The organism is Kitasatospora sp. NPDC048286 (assembly GCF_043201735.1).
Classification (GTDB): Bacteria; Actinomycetota; Actinomycetes; order Streptomycetales; family Streptomycetaceae; genus Kitasatospora.
The window spans coordinates 144,285-163,844 of the sequence record NZ_JBICZE010000015.1 but is presented as its reverse complement, the minus strand read 5'-3'; the positions used below and the strand labels follow the sequence as shown (position 1 = coordinate 163,844).

Here is a 19,560-nt window from a genome sequence, read left to right as displayed (position 1 = left end):
AGCGGTGGGGCCCCGGTTCGCGGGACCCCACCGTCGATTCGTTACGGCCGGCGCAGCGCGTCGGCCGCGCCCGCCCCGCCGAGCAGCGACTGGACGCCGTCCAGGTCGCTGCCGCTGGTCGGCTTGCCGCGGACGGCGGGCTGCGCCTGGCCGCCCTTGATCTCGGCCTCCAGCAGGAGCTTGCCGAGGAGCGCCGGGTCCGGCAGCTCCATCGGGTACTCGCCGTCGAAGCAGGCCCGGCAGAGCTTGTCCTTGGGCTGCTTGGTGGCCTCGATCATGCCGTCGATCGAGATGTAGGCGAGCGAGTCCGCGCCGAGGGTGCGGCCGATCTCCTCGATGGTCATGCCGTTGGCGATCAGCTCCGCGCGGGTGGCGAAGTCGATGCCGAAGAAGCAGGGCCACTTCACCGGCGGCGAGGAGATCCGGATGTGGACCTCGGCGGCGCCCGCCTCGCGCAGCATCTTCACCAGGGCGCGCTGGGTGTTGCCGCGCACGATCGAGTCGTCCACGACCACCAGGCGCTTGCCGGCGATGACCTCGCGCAGCGGGTTGAGCTTGAGCCGGATGCCGAGCTGACGGATGGTCTGGCTGGGCTGGATGAAGGTACGGCCCACGTAGGCGTTCTTCACCAGGCCGGAGCCGTACGGGATGCCGCTGGCCTCGGCGTAGCCGATCGCGGCGGGGGTGCCGGACTCGGGCGTCGCTATCACCAGGTCGGCCTCGACGGGCGCCTCCTTCGCCAGCCGGCGGCCCATCTCCACGCGGGAGAGGTGCACGTTGCGGCCGGAGATGGAGGTGTCGGGGCGGGCCAGGTAGACGTACTCGAACACGCAGCCCTTGGGCTTGGCCTCGGCGAACCGGGAGCTGCGCATGCCGTTCTCGTCGATGGCGATGAGCTCGCCGGGCTCGACCTCGCGGATGAAGGACGCGCCGCAGATGTCCAGCGCCGCCGTCTCGGAGGCGACCACCCAGCCGCGCTCCAGCCGGCCGAGCACCAGCGGGCGGATGCCCTGCGGGTCGCGGGCGGCGTAGAGGGTGTGCTCGTCCATGAAGACGAGCGAGAAGGCGCCCTTGACCTTGGGCAGCACGACCTTGGCCGTCTCCTCGATGGAGAGGTCCGGGTGGCCGGCGAGCAGGGCCGTCACCAGGTCGGTGTCGTTGGTCGCGGCGGTCCGGCCGGAGCGCGAGACGTGCTCCTCGCCGGGCAGCTCGGCGACCATGGCCGCCAGTTCGGCGGTGTTCACCAGGTTTCCGTTGTGCCCGAGGGCCAGCGAACCGTTGACGGTCGCCCGGAAGGTCGGCTGGGCGTTCTCCCAGACCGAGGAACCGGTGGTCGAGTAGCGGGCGTGTCCGACGGCGATATGCCCGTGCAACGACCCCAGCGAGGCCTCGTCGAAGACCTGGGAGACGAGTCCCATGTCCTTGAAGACGAGAATCTGGGAGCCGTTGCTCACTGCGATGCCCGCGGATTCCTGACCGCGGTGCTGCAGGGCGTAAAGGCCGAAGAACGTGAGCTTGGCGACCTCCTCGCCGGGAGCCCAGACACCGAAGACGCCACAAGCGTCCTGGGGGCCTTTCTCACCGGGAAGAAGATCGTGGTTGAGTCTTCCGTCACCACGTGGCACGTCTTCGAGTCTAGGGCAGTTGACCAGGGCTTCCGGACCCCGGGACTGGGGGTTTGTCCGCCGACCCGGAGTTAACGCGCGTAGACAAAACCCCTTACAGGTCCGGGATTTCGGGTGGGGGGAATTCCGGCGGGTGGCGGTTGGCCTTGTGGTTCGCGCCTGTTGGGAAGTTCGGTGCGTGCGGCGGAGGGGTTCGGGGCACGGAGGAACGTGAGCCTGCTCACCCGGGCTTCCCCCGCCGGTCGCCTGCCGGTCACGTCTCCTTCGCCGGTGCCGTCACGCCGCCGGCAGCAGCAGGCCCCAGGCCCCCGGGTGCACCGTCCAGGTCCGGGCCCGGACCGGGCCGACCGGGTGGCCGTCGGCCTCGTAGCCGAAGCCGCGCCCGACCACCGAGACGCTCGCCGCCCGGGCGCGCACCAGGTCGCCGGAGGCGGCGACCACCACCTCCATCTCGCCCGTCCCGTCCGAGGCGCCGGACGGGAGCGTGACCTGGACCAGCCGGACCGGCCGGTGGACGTCGGCGAGCAGCCGGCCGTCGGCCTCGACCCGGACCCGGGAGCTGTGGTCGGCGCCGTCCGGGGTGAGCACGTTCGCCTGCTCGGCCGCAGCCAGTTTCGCCCATAGCGAACGCCACCCGCCCGTACGGCCCACCGGCCGGCGCGTGCCCCCGCCGGTGATCCGGACCCCGCCCAGGGCCACCCCGCCACCGTCGTCCACCAACAGGTCCAGCCGGCGCGGCGCGCCCGACAGCACCGCCCGCGCGGCCCGGACAGGCTCCCCCGGCACCCCGAGCGCGCGGGCCGCGACCAGCTCCTCCGAGCGCCCGACCGGAACCATCCCCACCGGTTCGGCACCCAGCTCACGCTGGCGATGCAGGGCCTGGAGCACCCTCTGCAACGCGAGGTCGGAACCGATCACGACCGGTCGCCTCCGACCCCGGTGCGAAAGCACCCGGTCGAGCTCGGACGGGTTCTCCGGAAACGCCACCTTGGCGTCCGCACCCCCGCAGAGCACGTCCTTCGCGATCCGCACCGACTCGCCGTCGGTCTGCCGGGCCACCGGGTCGAGGAGCAGCAGGAGCGGCTCCGGGCCGCCGCTAGCAGGCGTGGACAGGGACGACACGACCGGTCCTTCCTCAGGTAATCTCTCGGTGCAAGAGCCCCTTGCGCCATTGCGCCAGGGGCTTCGTCTATCTCGGGGCAGACTGCGGCCTACGCAGGATGCCCCAACCGGAAGGGGTGTACGCCTGTGCCGGCACTCGTGCTCGTTGGCGCTCAGTGGGGAGACGAGGGCAAGGGGAAGGCCACCGACCTCCTCGGCGGTTCCGTCGACTACGTGGTCCGCTACCAGGGCGGCAACAACGCCGGTCACACGGTGGTCATCGGCGACCAGAAGTACGCCCTGCACCTGCTCCCTTCCGGAATCCTCAGCCCGAACGTCACGCCGGTCATCGGCAACGGCGTCGTGATCGACCCGGCCGTGCTGCTCTCCGAGCTGGCCGGCCTGAACGAGCGCGGCATCGACACCTCGAAGCTGCTGATCTCGGGCAACGCCCACCTGATCACGCCGTACCACCGCACCCTGGACAAGGTCACCGAGCGCTTCCTCGGCAAGCGCCGGATCGGCACCACCGGCCGCGGCATCGGCCCGACCTACGCGGACAAGATCAACCGCGTCGGCATCCGGGTCCAGGACCTGTTCGACGAGTCGATCCTGCGCCAGAAGATCGAGGCGGCGCTGCACGACAAGAACCAGGTCCTGGTCAAGCTGTACAACCGCCGCACCATCCCGGCCGACCTCGTGGTCGAGGAGTACCTGGGCTACGCGGAGAAGATCAAGCCCTTCCTCTCCGACACCACCCTCGTCCTGGACCAGGCGCTGAAGGCGGACAAGGTCGTCCTGCTGGAGGGCGGCCAGGGCACCCTGCTCGACGTCGACCACGGCACGTACCCCTTCGTGACCTCGTCGAACCCGACGGCGGGCGGCGCCTGCACCGGCGCCGGCATCGGCCCGACCAAGATCGACCGGGTCATCGGCATCCTCAAGGCCTACACCACCCGCGTCGGCTCCGGCCCGTTCCCGACCGAGCTGCTCGACGAGGACGGCGAGGCGCTGCGCCGGATCGGTGGCGAGCGCGGTGTCACCACCGGCCGCGACCGCCGCTGCGGCTGGTTCGACGCCGTCATCGCGCGCTACGCGACCCGGGTCAACGGCCTCACCGACTTCTTCCTCACCAAGCTGGACGTGCTGACCGGCTGGGAGCAGATCCCGGTCTGCGTCGCGTACGAGATCGACGGCAAGCGGGTCGAGGAGCTCCCCTACAACCAGTCGGACTTCCACCACGCCAAGCCGATCTACGAGACGCTGCCGGGCTGGACCGAGGACATCAGCAAGGCGAAGTCCTTCGCCGAGCTGCCGAAGAACGCCCAGGCGTACGTGAAGGCGCTGGAGGAGATGTCGGGCGCCCCGATCTCGGCCATCGGCGTCGGCCCGGGCCGCGACGAGACGATCCAGATCAACTCGTTCATCTGAGCCCGAGCATCCGAGCCCGAGCGCTTCGAGGGCCCCGCAGGACGCACCGTCCTGCGGGGCCCTTTGCTTCGCCCATCCTCCCAGCTTTGCACTAGTTCAAACATCTATTGCCTCTAGTGCAGAGCCGGGCTACTTTTGGATCATGACCGCGAAGCTGCCCTCACCCGTCGTCCTCACCGGCCGCCACATCCGCCTGGAGCCCCTGGAGCGCCGCCACCTCGCCGACCTCTGGGCCGCCGTCGGCTCCGAGCCCGAGGTCTGGCGCTGGACCATGCACCTCCCGCCGGCCTCGGAGGAGGAGCTCGGCGCGATCATCGACACCCGGATCGCGGAGGCGGCCGCGGGCGAGTCGGTGAACTTCGCCGCCGTCGACCTCGCGACCGGCCGGGCCGTCGGCGCCACCGGCTACCACGACTTCACCGCACAGGACGAGTTCGTGGAGATCGGCGGCACCTGGTACGCCCGCTCGGTCTGGCGCACGGCGGTCAACACCGAGGCCAAGCTGCTGCTGCTCGGCCACGCCTTCGAGGACCTCGGCATGGGCCGCGTCTTCTGGAAGACCGACGCCCGCAACGAGCGCTCCCGCACGGCGATCCAGCGCCTCGGCGCCCAGTACGAGGGGACCTTCCGCCGCCACCGCCGGCGCCCCGACGGCACCTGGCGGGACAGCGCCTACTTCTCGATGCTCGCCGACGAGTGGCCGGCGGCCAAGTCCCGTCTGACCGAACGGCTCTCCCGGGGCTGAGGCACGGTCCGGCGCCGGGCCGCGACCCGGCGGCCCGGCCCGCAGCGGCTACTTCCGCTTGCCCCGGGCGGCATGGGCCGCGGCCAACTCGCGTTTCGCCGCGCGGAGTTCACAGGGCTGGATGTTCACCAGCCAGACCAGCCAGCCGACGAACAGGACGGCGAGCAGGAGCGCCGACAATCCGGCGACGAGAAGCGCATTCACCGGGACGCGGAAAAGCGCTGGGGAGGGTGGGGCCGGCGGGGAAGGCCTGGTGGCGAGGGGAGGGGCATGGCAGTCTCCGGTCGGTGATTTCGGGCGCCGCGACCATGCATCTGGTGTGTCATGACGGCCGGTCGAGGGCCGATTGACGACTGTTTAGACGGCAACAAGTCAGCGAGTGACAGGACGACCATAGGGTCAAGGTGCCAGAGTTGCTACCGAGCGCGAGGACGTTCACTCCATCGTGGGGTATCCCCCGTTTCAGTAGCTAGGGCCCTGTGTGCGCGGCACACTTCACCGGAAGCATCGACGCCAGCCGCGACCCGGAGAAGAGAGTCATGCCACCCCGCTTGTCGCCGACCGTGCGCCAGCAGCGCCTCGGGATCGAGTTGCGCAGGATGCGCGAACGCGTGGGCGTCACGCCCAAGAGCCTGGCCGCCACCATCGGCACCGACCTGCCCAAGATCTCCCAGATGGAGAACGGGAAGTCGGGGATCAGCGCCGAGCGGCTCCGGATCTGGGCCCGCACCTGCGAATGCGAGGACAGCCCTTATCTGGAAGCCCTGTTGGCGATGACGCAGGACCGGCGCAAGTACTGGTGGGACGGCTACCGCGGCCGGCTGCCGAACGCGATCATCGACATCGCGGAGATGGAACACCACGCGGCCTCCCTGTCCATCCTGAACAGCACCTTCATCCCCGGACTGCTGCAGACCCCGGAGTACGCCGCCGCGGTGTTCGAGCGGCTGCCCCCGCAGTACCGGCAGGAGGCGGAGGTCCGGAAGGCGTTCCGGATCCGGCGCCAGCAGATCTTCGTCGACCACCCGAAGCCGTACAGCGCGTTCCTGCACGAGTCCGCACTGCGCATGCAGTTCGGCGGTCCGGACGTGCTGCGCGACCAGTTGCGGAGCCTGCTGGCGAATTCCGAGAGGCCCGGGGTGGAGATCCGGGTGATCCCCTTCAGCGTGCCCACCTACACCGGCTCCGGGGAGAGCCTGTACCTCGCCCGCGGTCCCGTCCCGGAACTCGACACCGTCCAGATCGATCTCTCCCACGGGCCCACATTCGTGCACAACCAGGTCGAACTGGCCTCCTACCGCCGGATCAAGGAGGAGACCGCGGCGATCGCGCTCGGACCGGACGAGTCCCGGGACTTCATCCGGGCCTTGCTGAAAGACTTCGCATGAGTGGCTGGCGCAAGGCCTCGGCCAGCGGTGAGAGCACCGACTGCGTCGAGGTCAGGTCGGCGGGCGAGCTGGTGGAGATCCGCGAGTCGGACCGGCCCGAGGTCGTCGTACGGACCACCCCGCGCAAGTGGGCCGCCTTCGTCCGCGGGGTGAAGTCCGGGGAGTTCGACCGGTACGGCGACTTCACCCGGCCCTGACGTCCGGGCCCGGCGCCCGACGAGGGCTAGGCTTGCAGCCCACAGTGGATCCCTGCGCCTGGCACGGCACTCCGGGTGGGGGTGCGCGTGCGGGAGAAATCGGAGCATCCGAGGATGGCTCGGCACCTGATCACCAGCGCCCTTCCGTACATCAACGGGATCAAGCACCTGGGCAACATGGTCGGGTCCATGCTCCCGGCGGACGTCTACGCCCGCTACCTGCGCCGGCGCGGGCACGAGGTGCTGTTCATCTGCGCCACCGACGAGCACGGCACGCCCGCCGAACTCGCCGCCCAGGAGGCCGGGTTGCCCGTCGCCGAGTTCTGCGCCCGGGCGCACGACGCGCAGCGGGCGGTGTACGACGGCTTCGGGCTCTCCTTCGACCACTTCGGCCGCAGCTCCTCCCCGCAGAACCGGGAGATCACCCAGGAGATCGCCCGCGAACTCCAGCGCAACGGCTTCATCGAGGAGCGCGCGATCCGCCAGGTGTACTCCAACGCCGACGGCCGCTTCCTGCCGGACCGCTACATCGTCGGCACCTGCCCGCACTGCGGCTACGACAAGGCCCGCGGCGACCAGTGCGAGAACTGCACCCGGGTGCTGGACCCGACCGACCTGCTGGAGCCGCGCTCGGCGATCAGCGGCAGCTCCGACCTGGAGGTCCGGGAGACCCGCCACCTGTTCCTGCTCCAGTCCAAGCTCACCGAGGAGGTCGAGGACTGGGTCGCCGGCCACGCCGACGACTGGCCGGTGCTGGCCTCCTCGATCGCCCGCAAGTGGCTGACCGAGGGCCTCCAGGACCGCTCGATCACCCGCGACCTGGAGTGGGGCGTCCCGGTGCCGGCCGACGTGTGGCCCGAACTGGCCGCCGAGGGCAAGGTGTTCTACGTCTGGTTCGACGCCCCGATCGAGTACATCGGCGCCACCAAGGAGTGGGCGGACGCGGCCCCGGCCGGGCAGCTGCGGGACTGGAAGTCCTGGTGGTACGAGGCCGACGAGACCGTCCGGTACACCGAGTTCATGGGCAAGGACAACGTCCCGTTCCACACCGTGATGTTCCCGGCCACCCTGCTCGGCTCGCGCCGCCCGTGGAAGAAGGTCGACTACGTCAAGGCCTTCAACTGGCTGACGTACTACGGCGGGAAGTTCTCCACCAGCCAGCGGCGCGGCGTCTTCGGCAACGACGCCCTGGACCTGCTGCCCGCCGACTACTGGCGCTACTTCATGATGGCGCAGGCACCCGAGTCGGACGACTCCAGCTTCACCTGGGACCTGTTCGCCTCGGTGGTCAACAAGGACCTCGCCGACACCCTCGGCAACTTCGTCAACCGGGTGCTCTCCTTCAGCCGCAAGCGCTTCGGCGACGACGTCCCCGGCGGGCACGCGCCGGGCGAGGCCGAGCAGCGCCTCGGCGAGCAGATCGCCGGCCTGCTCGCCGAGTACGAGGCCCAGCTGGACGCGCTCAACTTCCGCAAGGCGGCGCAGGCCCTGCGCGCGCTGTGGAGCGCGGGCAACGCCTACCTGGACGAGAAGGCGCCCTGGCTCCAGGTGAAGACCGACCCGGACGCGGCGGCACTGACCCTGCGCACCGCGATGAACCTGATCCACCTGTACGCGGTGGTCTCCGAGCCGTTCGTCCCGACCACGGCCGCGGCGATGCGCGGGGCCTTCGCGCTGCCCGAGGACTCGCCGGCCGCCACCCGCGACTGGATCGCCCCGGAGGAGGCCCGGGCGCTCGACCTGGTGCCGGCCGGGACGGCGTTCACGGTGCCGCCGGTGCTGTTCGCCAAGGTCACGGAGGACGATCTGGCGGCCTGGACGGAGCGCTTCGGCGGCTCGGCGGGGTAGCGGACGCACGGCGGCGGGGCCCGGGATCTCCAGCGCGGGCCCCGCCGCCGTCATGCCCCCGCCGTCTCTCCGGCCACCCAGGCGAGGTAGCCCGGGCTGCCGCCCGTCACCGGCACGGCGATCAGCTCGGGCGTCTCGTAGGAGTGCCGCCCGGCCACGAACGCGCCCAGCCGGTCCACGAGTTCGGCCCTGGTCTTGAGATCGATCCGCCACTCCCCGGCGTCCTGCACCTCGCCGTCCCACCAGTACACCGACCGTACGGGGTACACCTGGGCGCAGGCCGCCAGCCGCTCCCGCACCACGGCGGACGCCAGGGCCCTGGCCTGCTCCTCGCTCTCGTGGGTCGTGGTCACCACGACGAAGCGCTGCTCGCTCGCTGTCATGCCCCGACGGTACCCGGGCCGCAATCCCGTTGCCCGGCCCGTGGACGGTTGCCACGATCACCCGATGACGACCTTCACCAGCCACGACGGCACCCGGCTCCGCTTCCGGGTCCTCGGCGAGGGCGAGCCGCTACTCGTCCTCGCCGGCGGCGCGATGCGCGACTCCGCGTACCTCGGCGACCTCGGCGGCCTCTCCGCGCACCGCGCCCTGTACGTCCTCGACCTGCGTGGAACGGGCCGGTCGGAGCACCCGGCCGACCCGACGAGCTACCGGGTGGACCGGCAGGTGGCGGACGTCGAGGCCTTCCGGGCGCACCTCGGGCTCGACCGGGTGGACGTCCTCGCCCACTCCGCCGGCTGCTCGCTCGCCGTCCTGTACGCGCTGCGCCACCCCGGGCGCACCGGCCGGCTGGTGCTGGTCACGCCCAGCCTCCGGATCCTCGGCGGCGCCTCCACCGAGGACGACTACCGCGAGGCGGCCGAGGCCCGCGGCGCCACCCACGAGGAGTGGTACCCGGCCGCCCGGGCCGCCGTCCGCACCGCCTTCGCCGGGGGCGCCGCCGACGCGGACGACCTGGCGCCGCTCTTCCACGGCGACTGGAACGCCGTCGCCCGCGCCCACGAAGCCACCCGCGCCGCCCAGAGCCACCCGGCGGCCGCCGTCGTGTACCACGGCGGCGGCTACGAACCCGCTGCCGTTCGCGCCGCCGTCGCCGAACTCGCCTCCCCCGCACTGTTGTTGGCCGGCGCGTACGACCCCGACCCGCGGCCCGGGGCGGTCCGCGCCACGGCCGCGCTGTTCCGCCACGCCCGTACCGCCGTCCAGCCCGCCGCCGGCCACTACCCGTGGCTGGACGACCCGGCCGTGTTCCGCCGGACGGTGGCCGACTTCCTCACCCGCTGACGCCGCGGGCCGGACGGGCCCGCGGCCGGCGGGTCAGTCCCGGCGGGCCGTGTGGACGGTCATCGCGGAGAGATAGAAGGCGTCCGGGCGGTGCAGGATGCCGGTCGGGGCGTCCTCGGCGAGCAGGGCCTCCAGGGTGGCCCGGTCCTCGGCGTCGAGCTGCTCGGCGAGCTGGTCGTACCGCCGGGTCAGCTGGGTGTGCAGGTAGCCGCGCACCGGTCCGGCGAGCGGGGCCGGGCGGTCGACCAGGAAGGTGCGGGTCCCGGTCGGGGTCAGCCCGGCCCGCCGCAGCATGGCCGGCCAGTCCTCGATCTCCCGGGTGCTGTCGGGCAGTTCGGCCCGCATGGTGCTGAAGCCGTCCTCGTGCGCGGCGTCCATCCGGGCCTGGAAGCCGGGCCGGCCGAGGCCGAAGTCGCGCGGCAGGTAGCGCGCCGACAGGCCGCTCTCGGCGACGGCGAGCAGACCGCCCGGCCGCAGCACCCCGGCGAGCGAGGTGAGCGCGGCCTGCTGGTCGCCCAGGTGGTGGATGGCGTTGCCGGACCAGATCAGGTCGGCCTCGCCGAGCTTGCCGAACTCGGCGGGCAGGTCGGCCTGTCGGGTGCCGAGCCGGCCGCCGGAGCGGGTCCGGGCGCGCTCCAGCAGGGCGGCCGACTGGTCGACGGCCACCACCTCGGCCGCCGGGAAGACCTCCGCCAGCAGGCCGGCGATCACCCCCGGGCCGCTGCCGACGTCGAGGACCCGCCGCACCCCGCCCTCCCCGTGCAGGCCGAGCAGCCACCGGCCGGCCTCGGTGACGGCGTCGGCCCGCAGGTCGGCCTCCAGCTCCAGGTGCGCGGCGAGCGCGTCCCAGTCGAAGTCGGCGGCGGGGACGTGCCCGTGGGCGTGGCCGTGGCCGTGGGAGTGCCCGTGCGAGTGGGCGTGGTCGTGCTGGTGCGCTGACATCCGGATTCTCCGATCGTGGGTTGACGAAAGCTTCCCCGCTCAGGCGGGCAGGGCGGCACCGGACGCGCGGTACCGCCGCACCGCCCGGTCGACCTCCTCCGCCACGAGGTCGTGGTCGAGCGCGAAGGCGGCCGCCGCGCCGGGACCGGTGCCGAGCACCCCGAGCGGCCGGTCGCGGACCTCCCAGGCGTGGCAGTACGGGCAGTGCGGCACGTCGCGGCCCACCGCTCGACCAGGCCCGGCAGCTCCGGCGCCGACCACCACCGCGTCGTAGCGCTCGCTCCTCCCGATCCCGGCCGTCTCGCCCACGGCGCTCACCTCCACCGCCAGGCTGCGGCCCGCCTCACGGCACCGGCAAGCTTTCTTGCTGCCTCGGCAAACCCCGACCTCAGCGCACCCCGACCTCAGCGCACCCCGGCCTCAGCGCACCCCGGCCGACCCACCTGTCCGCCGCCAGTACGACCGGGCGGCCACCACCAGCGCGACCCCGTACCCGGCGAACCCGCACATCCCGACCCAGCCGACCTCCAACGCGCTCTGCTCACTGGCGAAGGCGCCCAGCCTGATCCGCGTCACCCCGGCGGTGCACAGCGTCAGGTAGCCGATCCCGACCACCCCGTACGGCGCCAGCGTGGCCGCGCCCAGCAGGGCCGGGGTGAGCGGCAGCCAGCGCGGCACCCGGCGGCCGCGCAGCGGCAGCGTCCAGCGCGGGAAGACCTGCCCCCACGGCCGGACCAGCCCCCAGAGCAGGAACACCCCGAGCAGCGCCAGCAGCATCGTGCCGTCGAGCCCCCAGCGCTCCAGGGTGAGCCAGAGCCCGGAGGATCCGTTGCGCACGTAGTCGGCGTACATCCGGTCGCCGCCGACTCCGGCGAAGGAACCGCCGAGCGCCCAGACCAGCTTCATCAGCACGTACGGCGCGAACGCCAGGGTCCCCGCCCAGGCGGCGAGTTGGACGAGCGGCGGAGCCGCCGTGGGAGCGGGAACGGCCCGACCGCCCCGGCCACCGCGGGCTCCGGGCCGCAGCCCCAGGGCGGTGCGGGCCAGCAGCACCGCGCCCACCGCCGCCAGGGCGCGCTCCACCGAGTCGGGGACGCTGTCCACCGACTGGCCGAACAGCAGCGTCACCCCGTCCATCAGCAGACCCCAGGCCCCCACCGCGGCCACCCCGCACAGCGCCCACAGCAGCCGCCGGAACCATCGGAGCCGGAGCACCGGCCGCCGCCGCACCACCGCCAGGCCGGCGGCGGCCGAGGCCACCCCCACTCCGGCCACCACCCACCCCGACCGCCCCGCCCCGAACAGCTCCGTCCCGCTCAGCGCGCACCCCAGCCCGAACCCGGCGGACCCGAGGCCCCAGCCGGTCACCGCCCACCCGTTTCTCACCATGCCGCCAGGCTCGCCCGCGCCGCCCGTCCGCCCCTCCCCCGGCGCGGTGATCCGGCTCCCCCACCCGGGGGAACCGGGCGGCCCCCGAAGCGCGACACGATGCTCCACGGCGCGAGACAGTGGCGCCATGAAGACCATCACGCAGCGCGAACTCGCGGCGCGGTCCAGGGCCGTACTCGATGACGTCGAAACCGGCGAGATCTACCGCATCACCCGCGACGGTGCGGAGATCGCCGAGATCCGGCCGATCGGCAACCGCCGACGCTTCGTTCCCGTGGCGGAGCTCCAACGCAGGTGGCGGGGCGCTCCCGCGGTCGATGCCGCGCGGATGCGGGCCGAGGCCGACGCCTTCCACGGCGACGAGGACCGAGTCAGCGGCGACCCCTGGGGGCGCGCGTGAACGGACGGCACCGGCCCGGCCGGCTCGACGGCCACACGGCGACCGGTCTTCCTCGGCTCCCACCGGTCGAGGCCGCCGTGGCTTCCGTCCTGCCGGCCGAGTTCTCCCAGGACGTCGCCACGGCCGAGGCCCCGGTACGGACAGCGGCCGGGACCCGACGGCCGGCGGGCGTGGAGGCGGGGTGCGCCGCTCTCCCGGCCGACCGTGAGGCCGCCCGGTCGCGGCGGCCTCGGTGGCCGGGCGGGCCCGGGCTCACCCCCTCGGCGCGGCGAAGCAGTGGACGGTGACGGTCCGCCCGGAGGCCCACCGCTGGTCGCCACCGCCGAGGTGGGTCCAGCCGAGGCGGCGGTAGAGGGCCACCGCGGCGGTGTCGGTGGCGAGCACGTCGAGCACCGGGTGCAGGCCGAGCGCCCGCGCGTGCGCCACGGCGCAGGCCAGCAGCCGGGCGCCGATGAGGCGGCCGCGCGCCCCGGGGGCGACGTACAGCCGGCCGATCACGGTGGCGAGTTCCGGGCGGCCGCCGGTGCGGTGGCTCCACAGGGCGGGGGCGAGGTCGCCCGGGGCGCTGCGGGCGACGCCCACGTGGCCGACGAGCCGGCCGTCCGACTCGGCGACCCAGGCGGCCAGCAGGCCGTCCGGGGTCAGCCAGACGGCGGGGCGGTCGGGCCAGTCGGCGGGGTAGCCGTCGGCGGCGTGGACGTCGGCCAGCACCCGGACGCAGTCGGCGAGGTCGTCGGCGCGGCGCGGTCGGACCACCACCCCCGCCCCGGCCTGCCGTGGGTCGGACGCGACGACGGTGGCGCGTTCTTCTAGGTCTGCCATGCCGGTACGTTACCGGCCGGGCCTCACCGTCGCAGCAGGTCGACGACCCCGGACAGGTCCTCCTCGCCGCTGCCGATCTCCAGTCGACGCTCCATCAACCGGAAGTACGGCTCGATCAGTTCGGGGCTCACCCCCTGCTCCTCGGCGGTGCGCAGCATGGTCCCCTTGGCGGCCACCTGCATCGCCAGGCTGGACACCACGCCCTTGGTGTAGTCGCCGCTCTCCAGTTGTTCCGCGGTCGTGCCCACCGAGTGGGACATCGCGGAGATCCAGCCGCCCAGCAGCGGCGCCAGCTCGCTCGGGGCCACGGACTCGCCCCGGATCAGCGCGAAGGCGTGCGCGACCCCGGCGAACATCCCGTACATCCCGCTGAGCAGCGCCACGTCGTACAGCGCCGCGTGCCCGGCGTCCGCGCCCACGTACCGGGTGCCGGCCGGGGCGGTGAGGGTGTCCCGGTGCTCCTCGAACAGCTCGGCCGAGCCACCGTAGAACACGTACCCGCCGGCGGTCGGGACGCCGATCATCGGCGGGACGGCCATGATCGCGCCGTCCAGGTAGCGGGCGCCGTGCCGCTCGGCCCAGGCGGCGCGCAGGCGGGACTGCCCGGGGGTGTTGGTGACCAGGTTGACCAGGTCCCTGCCGGTCAGGTCGGCGCCGTCCAGCGCCTCCAGCACGGAGTCGTCGTCGAGCAGGCAGACGACGACCAGCCGGTTCGCGGCGACGGCCTCCGCGGCGGTGGCGGCGACGGTGGCGCCGCGGGCGGCGAGCGCTTCGGCGCGGGCGGCGGTGCGGTTCCAGACGGTCAGCGGGTGCCCGGCGGCGAGCCAGGCCTCGGCCAGCGCGGTGCCCATCGCACCGAGGCCGAGCAGGGTGAGCGGGGTCTTCGACGGGTTGTCAGCGGGGTTGGTTGCCATGGCAGTCAGCCTCCGTGCGACCCCGGGAAACGATCAAGTACGCACTTCGAAGTGGGCGGTTACCCTGGGGTGAGCATCGAGCTCGCGGGGACCGGGAGGGGTGGGCATGGCGATCGTGCCGAGGCCGGGGGCGCACGTCTGCGGGACGGACGCCGCGATGGACGTGATCGCCGGCCGGTGGAAGGTGTCGATCCTCTGGGCCCTGGGCGAACGCCCGCGCTGCCGCTTCGGCGAGCTGCGCCGACTGCTGCCGGGCATCACCGAGAAGGTGCTGGCCGCGCACCTGCGCGAGATGGAGGCGGACGGCATCGTGCACCGGGAGGCGTACGAGGAGGTGCCGCCGCGGGTCGAGTACGAGCTGACCGAGGCGGGGCGCCGGCTCAACACGGCGCTGGGGCCGCTGGGGGACTGGGGGGAGCAGCACCTCCTGGGCAGGGCGCCGCACCCGGCGTAGCGCCCCCGAACGCCCGGCCCGGCCCGGCCGCCGAACGCCCGGCCCGGCACCCTAGGGCCCGGCCCGGCGCCCGGAGCGGCCGTCAGGCGATCGCGGCCGACACCACCGCCGCCACCGCGATGTTGCAGGCGGCGGAGACCCACACCGCCGGGTGCGGCTCCGGCTCGACCAGGATCGCGCCGAGCTTGCCCGGCGTCAGCAGGTCCACCAGCCAGAACGCGACGGCCATCAGCACCAGCCCGAGCAGGCCGTAACAGGCCGTCGAGACCAGGCCCTTGGCGAAGTCGGCGTAGGTGTACATGATCGCGGTGAAGACGATGCCGCCGATGCCGAGCAGCGCGGAGCTGAGCAGGACGGCGGCGTTGCGGTTGCGCTCGACCCAGATCTGGTGGCCGAGCCTGCCGGGCGTCAGCAGGTCGACCAGGCCGATGCCGAGGAGCAGCAGCACCACGCCGAGGGCGCCGTAGGCGGCCGCCGCGCCGAGCCCGTGCAGGATGTCGTTCATCGTGGTTCCAGCCCCCGGTCCGCTCACGCCGTGCCCCTCGACCGTGCCGGTCAGGGCCCCCGACCGGCACGGTCAAGGGTTGGCAAAAGATACCCCACCCGGGTGAGGGGCGGACCGGGATCCGGAAACCGGGGACGGGTCAGTCCTCCTCCCGCACCAGGTGGTCGACGCAGGCCGCGACGGCCAGCAGCAGACCGGTGTCGGCGCCGTCGGCGATCTCCACCCCGTAGGTGTCCCGGATCCGGAACCACTTGCGGCTGATCCGGGCCAGCTCGTCGCCGTGCTGGTTCTCGATCCGGTAGTCCTTGTCGATCAGGTTGCCGTGGATCTTCAGCTCGCCGCCGGAGGCCAGCTCCACCAGGTACTTGTCCCGGAACGGGGTGAACAGCTTCTCCCGGACGGTGGCGACCACCTCGCCGTCGGCGTCCTCGATCTTCATCGCGTCGCGGACGGTGAGCATCTTCTCCTTCACCACCGCGACCACCCGCCCGTGCGCGTCCTTCAGTTCGAAGGTGTCCCGCAGCCGCAGCACCTTGCCGTCCACCAGGTACGCCTTGTGGCCCCGGTCGTCCTCGATCCAGTAGTCCTCGCCGACCGCGAACAGCTTCTCCCTGACCAGATACCGCACCGTACGACCTCCTCCGTGTCGACGTCCGTTGACGTCGTCCCATTCGACCCCGGGCCCCCGGCCGCGGAAAAGCACCGCCACGGGGACACCGGCCGGAAACCGCGTCGCGCGGCGGCCCCCGATCCCCTTCAATACCGCCATGCACCCCGACCTCACCACCGCCGAACTGCGCAGCGAGCGCCTCGACCTGCTGCCGATCGCCCCCGCGCACGCCGAGGAACTGGCGGCCGCGCTCGCCGACCCGGCCCTGCACACCCACACCGGCGGTCGCCCGGCCACCGTCGAGGAGCAGCACGCCCGCTGCGCGCGGCTCGCCGCCGGCTCCCCCGACCCGGCCGAGGCCTGGGGCAACTGGGTGCTGCGGCTGCGCGCCGACGGCGCCCTCACCGGCTACGTGCAGACCACCGTCCGCCCCGACGAGGCCGAACTCGCCTGGGTGGTCGGCACCCCCTGGCAGCACCGCGGCCTGGCCACCGAGGCCGCCCGCGCCCTGCTCGCCCACCTCGCCGCCGCCGGCGTCCCCACCGCCGTCGCCCACATCCACCCCGACCACCACGCCTCCGCCGGGGTCGCCCGCGCCCTCGGCCTGCACCCCACCGCCCGCCCCCAGGACGGCGAGACCCGCTGGCAGGCCGACCTCACCCGGAATGCGGGCCCCCGCCGTGCGGTTTGATTGACGCATGGCATCTCGTGCACGTGTACGCGCCCCCGAACTCGTCGGGGCAGGCGGTTGGCTGAACACCGGCGGCAAGGAACTCACCCTCGCCGACTTCCGCGGCAAGATCACCATCCTGGACTTCTGGAAGTCCTACACAATGTAGGGAACTCCAGAGGGGGCGTACGTGCACCACCACACCCTGTGTGACCTGTACCTTCGGCTGTCCTTGGACCGGGACGGCAAGACGGCGATCGAGCGGCAGGAAGCCGACTGCCGCGCATGGGCCGAGCGGAACGGGCTGACGGTCCGCAAGGTCCACATCGACCGGGGTCGCTCCGGCTTCAAGGACGTTGAGCGCAAGGGGTTCGACTCGGCGCTTGCCGCCGTCACGGCGGGCGTCGTCGGCAGCCTGATCGTCTGGAAGCTGGACCGGCTGTCCCGGAAGGGCATCGGACAGGTCGGCAAGGTCCTGGACGACATCGAGAAGGCGGGCGGCCGCCTGGTGTCCGTCGTGGACGGTCTCGACACCTCGAACGACTCAGCCCGCATGGTCGTCGCCATGCTCGCCGAACTCGCCCGGTCCGAGTCGAAGAACCTCGGTACCCGCGTGGCCCACGCGAAGCGGCACCTGCGCCGACAGGGCCAGTGGATCGGCGGACAGCCCCCGTACGGGCTGCTGGTCGATCCCGCCACGAAGAAGCTGGTGCACGACCCCGAGACGGCCGTCTATGCCCGGCTGATCGCGGATGACGCTCTGGCCGGCAAGTCCCTCGTACAGATCGCGCGGCTGCTCAACGAGTACGACATCCCCTCGGCTCGCGGTGGCCAGTGGAACGCCGCGAGCATCATGAACCTGGTCAAGTCGCCCGCCTTCGCCGGTCTCATGCCCGAGACCGAATCCGTCGAAGCCGAGGACGGCAGTCGCAAGTTCACCAGCCGCGTGTTCCCCTACCGAGACCCAGAGACGCTGGACACGGTCAGCATCGGCGAGGGGATCGTCACGGTCGGCGAGCGCGAGCGGATCATCCGGCAATTCGAATCCCGGACCCGTGCCCACGCGGGCAAGCGGATGCCAAAGCCGAACGGCACGGCGCTGCTCACCAGCCTGATCTTCTGCGACGTACCGGGGTGCGGTCGTCGGATGCACAAGGTCGGCAACAGCTACCAGTGCATGGCCCGCCGAGCGGGCAACCAGTGCCCCGGCGCCAGCGCCATGGCCGACCGGGTGGACGCCTACGTGTCCGAGCGTTTCCTCTCGCTGCTCCCCGCCCTGGAGTTGGACGACCCCCTGTTGGTGACCATCGCTGACCGGTGGGTGAAGCGGACCGACCCCGAGACCTTCGCCAAGCGAGACGCCGTAGCCGACGAGATCACTGACCAGGAAGCCCGGTTGGCTGACCTGGAAGACGCACGCTACGTCCGTGGCGAGTTCGACCGCCCCGGCGCACTCGATCGCTACGACCGCCTCGCCGCCCGGCTCCAGAGCCGCATCGACGGCCTGCGCGCTGACCTCGCCAACATCCCGCTCCCCGCCGTCGACATCACTCCGATGCTGGACAGCGAATTGCTGTACCCGGCTTGGGAGGCTTCGACGCAGGATGAGAAGCGGGACCGCCTGTCGCTGGCCATAGACGGCGTGTTCATCAGCAAGGGCGAACGCGGGAAGCGCTTCATCCCGGAGCAGCGGGTCCGCATCAAGTGGGCCGAGATCAAGGAATAGCCTCCACCGCCACAGCGGGGCCGATGGTGGTTTGGTGTTTTGACGCCTCTTCTCAACACACCATAGAGATTTCTAAGGGAAGCCAGGATCGACGTCCCAAACACCAAACCACCACTGGAAGGGCTTGCGCTCCAGACAGCCGGAGCCGCCGCGCATGGAGAGACGCGAAGACGAGAAGTCGTCACGGCACGTCATGAATCTCCCGCCGCCGTCACTCCTCGTAGCGCCAGGGGGCGAAAGTGCCGAAACTTTTGGTCTCTCCAGGTTTCTTCTTACTCGTGTTAAGAGGTTTGGAAATAAGGGGTTAGTCGGGCACTTTGGCCACTCCGGGACCATGGGGGAGGGGGATGACCCCGACGATGCATCCCGCCGACCGCTTAGGTGCTGGTTCTCCCAAGCCGTACGAGTCTGGGGAAGGTTGCCGCTCCGAAGGCACCCGCATGAGTCGCCCACCATGTCGGCCTCCGTGACGCTGGGTCACCACCGGAGGGCGTCTCAGAAACGATGGTTTGTGAGACGGTCCGCCAACGACGCGCAGCGACCCCGTTTTGATGTTCAAAACCCGTCTCAAAATCCTCTCGAAACCTCTGTTGTTATGAGACGAGTTCTGAGACAGTTGAGACATGACGACGCCCAAGAGCACCGGCCACCTGATCGGCTACGCGCGAGTCTCCACCGACGACCAGGAGGCGCAGCTCCAGCGCGACGCACTCACCGAAGCGGGCTGCGCCCGGATCTTCACCGACAAGGCCAGCGGGAAGAACACCGACCGCCCGGAGCTGTCGGCCGTCCTGGACTACCTCCGCCCCGGCGACACCCTGTGCGTATGGAAGTTGGACCGCTTCGCCCGGTCGCTGATCGACCTCGTGACCATGGTGGACGCGCTGTCGGCACGTGGGATCGGCTTCAAGGTCCTCACGGGCGCGTTGGCCAGCATCGACCCGAACACTCCGGACGGGCGGCTCATGCTCCAAGTGGTCGGTGCGATGGCGGAGTTCGAGCGATCGTTGATCAAGGACCGGACCCGCGCCGGGCTGGAAGCGGCCAAGGCTCAGGGGCGGACCGGTGGGCGGCCGTCCGTGATCAGCGAGGACAAACTGATCATTGCCCGCACCCGCCGGACGAAGGGGGAGAGCGTGAGCAGCATCGCGAAGGCGCTCGGGATCAGCCGTGCGACGCTGTACCGGCACCTGGAGATCGCCGAGTCGTAGCCGCTACGCCTGCCGTGAGAGCCGTCTGCCCGCCATGGATGGGCGGCTTTCGCTGGCTCTGGCACCCAGGGGCGTAGGCGTTGTGAAAGTTCACAGCCGTGGCCGTCGGCGATCCCGGCCCCAGCTCGCCACACGTGCCCTGGGTGTACTGCTGATTTCCTTCCCCCACGGTGACCAACTAGCCATTTCTGCCAGCGACTTCGTTTCGATAGACGTAGGGAAACGGGTCGCGAAGACACCTCTGACCGTCGTTAGCGGGTGCTCAAGGCACTCAAAGCGAGTCCGTGGACACGTC

23 protein-coding genes are annotated in these 19,560 nt (G+C 71.8%); 12 read left to right on the top strand and 11 right to left on the bottom strand.

Features of this window, described 5'->3' with window-relative positions:
• Window positions 1–41: 41 nt before the first annotated feature.
• Both purF and ACGF13_RS31635 read right to left on the bottom strand, forming a co-directional pair.
• Entirely contained in the window at window positions 42–1,625 is a 1,584-nt protein-coding gene (gene purF, locus ACGF13_RS31640) for an amidophosphoribosyltransferase (protein WP_392881767.1), read from the bottom strand.
• A 276-nt stretch (window positions 1,626–1,901) separates the two neighbouring features.
• Complete coding sequence (locus tag ACGF13_RS31635) at window positions 1,902–2,747, bottom strand: diacylglycerol kinase (protein WP_392881765.1); 846 nt, start codon at window positions 2,745–2,747, stop codon at window positions 1,902–1,904.
• A 126-nt stretch (window positions 2,748–2,873) separates the two neighbouring features.
• Between ACGF13_RS31635 and ACGF13_RS31630 the strand changes: the two genes are divergently transcribed.
• Entirely contained in the window at window positions 2,874–4,157 is a 1,284-nt protein-coding gene (locus ACGF13_RS31630) for an adenylosuccinate synthase (protein WP_392881763.1), read from the top strand.
• Window positions 4,158–4,299: 142 nt separating this feature from the next.
• Complete coding sequence (locus ACGF13_RS31625; protein WP_392881761.1) at window positions 4,300–4,902, top strand: GNAT family N-acetyltransferase; 603 nt, start codon at window positions 4,300–4,302, stop codon at window positions 4,900–4,902.
• A 48-nt stretch (window positions 4,903–4,950) separates the two neighbouring features.
• Here ACGF13_RS31625 and ACGF13_RS31620 read toward each other — a convergent pair whose 3' ends face one another.
• Window positions 4,951–5,082 (bottom strand): hypothetical protein, encoded by a 132-nt coding sequence (locus ACGF13_RS31620; RefSeq protein WP_392881759.1) that lies wholly within the window; start codon window positions 5,080–5,082, stop codon window positions 4,951–4,953.
• Window positions 5,083–5,441: 359 nt separating this feature from the next.
• On the opposite strand from ACGF13_RS31620, the gene ACGF13_RS31615 reads away from it, so the two are divergent.
• The 3 genes from ACGF13_RS31615 (at window position 5,442) to metG (ending at window position 8,335) form a co-directional block, all read left to right on the top strand.
• Entirely contained in the window at window positions 5,442–6,290 is an 849-nt protein-coding gene (locus ACGF13_RS31615; protein ID WP_392881756.1) for a helix-turn-helix domain-containing protein, read from the top strand.
• A complete protein-coding gene (locus ACGF13_RS31610) occupies window positions 6,287–6,487 on the top strand; it encodes a DUF397 domain-containing protein (RefSeq protein WP_392881754.1) in 201 nt (66 codons plus the stop codon). Before ACGF13_RS31615 ends, ACGF13_RS31610 begins: the two co-directional genes overlap by 4 nt.
• Before the next feature lie 114 nt (window positions 6,488–6,601).
• Complete coding sequence (metG, locus tag ACGF13_RS31605; RefSeq protein WP_392881752.1) at window positions 6,602–8,335, top strand: methionine--tRNA ligase; 1,734 nt, start codon at window positions 6,602–6,604, stop codon at window positions 8,333–8,335.
• A gap of 50 nt (window positions 8,336–8,385) precedes the next feature.
• Here the strand turns inward: metG and cutA are convergent, their stop codons facing one another.
• Complete coding sequence (cutA, locus tag ACGF13_RS31600) at window positions 8,386–8,718, bottom strand: divalent-cation tolerance protein CutA (RefSeq protein WP_392881749.1); 333 nt, start codon at window positions 8,716–8,718, stop codon at window positions 8,386–8,388.
• 64 nt (window positions 8,719–8,782) lie between these two features.
• Here cutA and ACGF13_RS31595 point away from each other — a divergent pair, with 64 nt between their 5' ends.
• Entirely contained in the window at window positions 8,783–9,622 is an 840-nt protein-coding gene (locus ACGF13_RS31595; RefSeq protein WP_392881748.1) for an alpha/beta fold hydrolase, read from the top strand.
• 33 nt (window positions 9,623–9,655) lie between these two features.
• Here ACGF13_RS31595 and ACGF13_RS31590 read toward each other — a convergent pair whose 3' ends face one another.
• The 3 genes from ACGF13_RS31590 to ACGF13_RS31580 form a co-directional block, all read right to left on the bottom strand.
• Window positions 9,656–10,564 (bottom strand): class I SAM-dependent methyltransferase, encoded by a 909-nt coding sequence (locus tag ACGF13_RS31590; RefSeq protein ID WP_392881746.1) that lies wholly within the window; start codon window positions 10,562–10,564, stop codon window positions 9,656–9,658.
• Window positions 10,565–10,603: 39 nt separating this feature from the next.
• On the bottom strand, window positions 10,604–10,873 hold the full coding sequence (locus tag ACGF13_RS31585; RefSeq protein WP_392881744.1) for a hypothetical protein: 270 nt from the start codon (window positions 10,871–10,873) through the stop codon (window positions 10,604–10,606).
• A gap of 111 nt (window positions 10,874–10,984) precedes the next feature.
• A complete protein-coding gene (locus ACGF13_RS31580; protein ID WP_392881742.1) occupies window positions 10,985–11,953 on the bottom strand; it encodes a hypothetical protein in 969 nt (322 codons plus the stop codon).
• 127 nt (window positions 11,954–12,080) lie between these two features.
• Between ACGF13_RS31580 and ACGF13_RS31575 the strand changes: the two genes are divergently transcribed.
• Window positions 12,081–12,353 (top strand): type II toxin-antitoxin system Phd/YefM family antitoxin, encoded by a 273-nt coding sequence (locus tag ACGF13_RS31575; protein ID WP_392881739.1) that lies wholly within the window; start codon window positions 12,081–12,083, stop codon window positions 12,351–12,353.
• Between the two features lie 252 nt (window positions 12,354–12,605).
• Here ACGF13_RS31575 and ACGF13_RS31570 read toward each other — a convergent pair whose 3' ends face one another.
• A complete protein-coding gene (locus ACGF13_RS31570; protein WP_392881737.1) occupies window positions 12,606–13,175 on the bottom strand; it encodes a GNAT family N-acetyltransferase in 570 nt (189 codons plus the stop codon).
• Between the two features lie 23 nt (window positions 13,176–13,198).
• Window positions 13,199–14,089: an NAD(P)-dependent oxidoreductase gene (locus ACGF13_RS31565; RefSeq protein WP_392881735.1), complete on the bottom strand. Its 891-nt coding sequence runs from the start codon at window positions 14,087–14,089 to the stop codon at window positions 13,199–13,201.
• Window positions 14,090–14,195: 106 nt separating this feature from the next.
• Between ACGF13_RS31565 and ACGF13_RS31560 the strand changes: the two genes are divergently transcribed.
• A complete protein-coding gene (locus ACGF13_RS31560; protein WP_392881732.1) occupies window positions 14,196–14,543 on the top strand; it encodes a winged helix-turn-helix transcriptional regulator in 348 nt (115 codons plus the stop codon).
• 82 nt (window positions 14,544–14,625) lie between these two features.
• On the opposite strand, the gene ACGF13_RS31555 is transcribed toward ACGF13_RS31560, so the two are convergent.
• Both ACGF13_RS31555 and ACGF13_RS31550 read right to left on the bottom strand, forming a co-directional pair.
• Window positions 14,626–15,048 (bottom strand): DUF350 domain-containing protein, encoded by a 423-nt coding sequence (locus ACGF13_RS31555; RefSeq protein WP_392881730.1) that lies wholly within the window; start codon window positions 15,046–15,048, stop codon window positions 14,626–14,628.
• 139 nt (window positions 15,049–15,187) lie between these two features.
• Entirely contained in the window at window positions 15,188–15,676 is a 489-nt protein-coding gene (locus ACGF13_RS31550; protein ID WP_392881727.1) for an LURP-one-related/scramblase family protein, read from the bottom strand.
• A 139-nt stretch (window positions 15,677–15,815) separates the two neighbouring features.
• Here ACGF13_RS31550 and ACGF13_RS31545 point away from each other — a divergent pair, with 139 nt between their 5' ends.
• The 4 genes from ACGF13_RS31545 to ACGF13_RS31530 all read left to right on the top strand — a co-directional run bounded on the left by ACGF13_RS31545 (window position 15,816) and on the right by ACGF13_RS31530 (window position 19,265).
• Window positions 15,816–16,349 carry a GNAT family N-acetyltransferase gene (locus ACGF13_RS31545; protein ID WP_392881724.1) on the top strand — a complete coding sequence of 178 codons (534 nt, stop codon included), beginning with the start codon at window positions 15,816–15,818 and terminating at the stop codon, window positions 16,347–16,349.
• 7 nt (window positions 16,350–16,356) lie between these two features.
• Complete coding sequence (locus ACGF13_RS31540) at window positions 16,357–16,497, top strand: hypothetical protein (protein ID WP_224281159.1); 141 nt, start codon at window positions 16,357–16,359, stop codon at window positions 16,495–16,497.
• Between the two features lie 21 nt (window positions 16,498–16,518).
• The gene (locus ACGF13_RS31535; RefSeq protein WP_392881721.1) at window positions 16,519–18,054 is read left to right on the top strand and encodes a recombinase family protein; all 1,536 of its coding nucleotides are present in this window, start codon (window positions 16,519–16,521) and stop codon (window positions 18,052–18,054) included.
• Window positions 18,055–18,677: 623 nt separating this feature from the next.
• A complete protein-coding gene (locus ACGF13_RS31530; RefSeq protein WP_392881718.1) occupies window positions 18,678–19,265 on the top strand; it encodes a recombinase family protein in 588 nt (195 codons plus the stop codon).
• Window positions 19,266–19,560 lie beyond the last annotated feature (295 nt).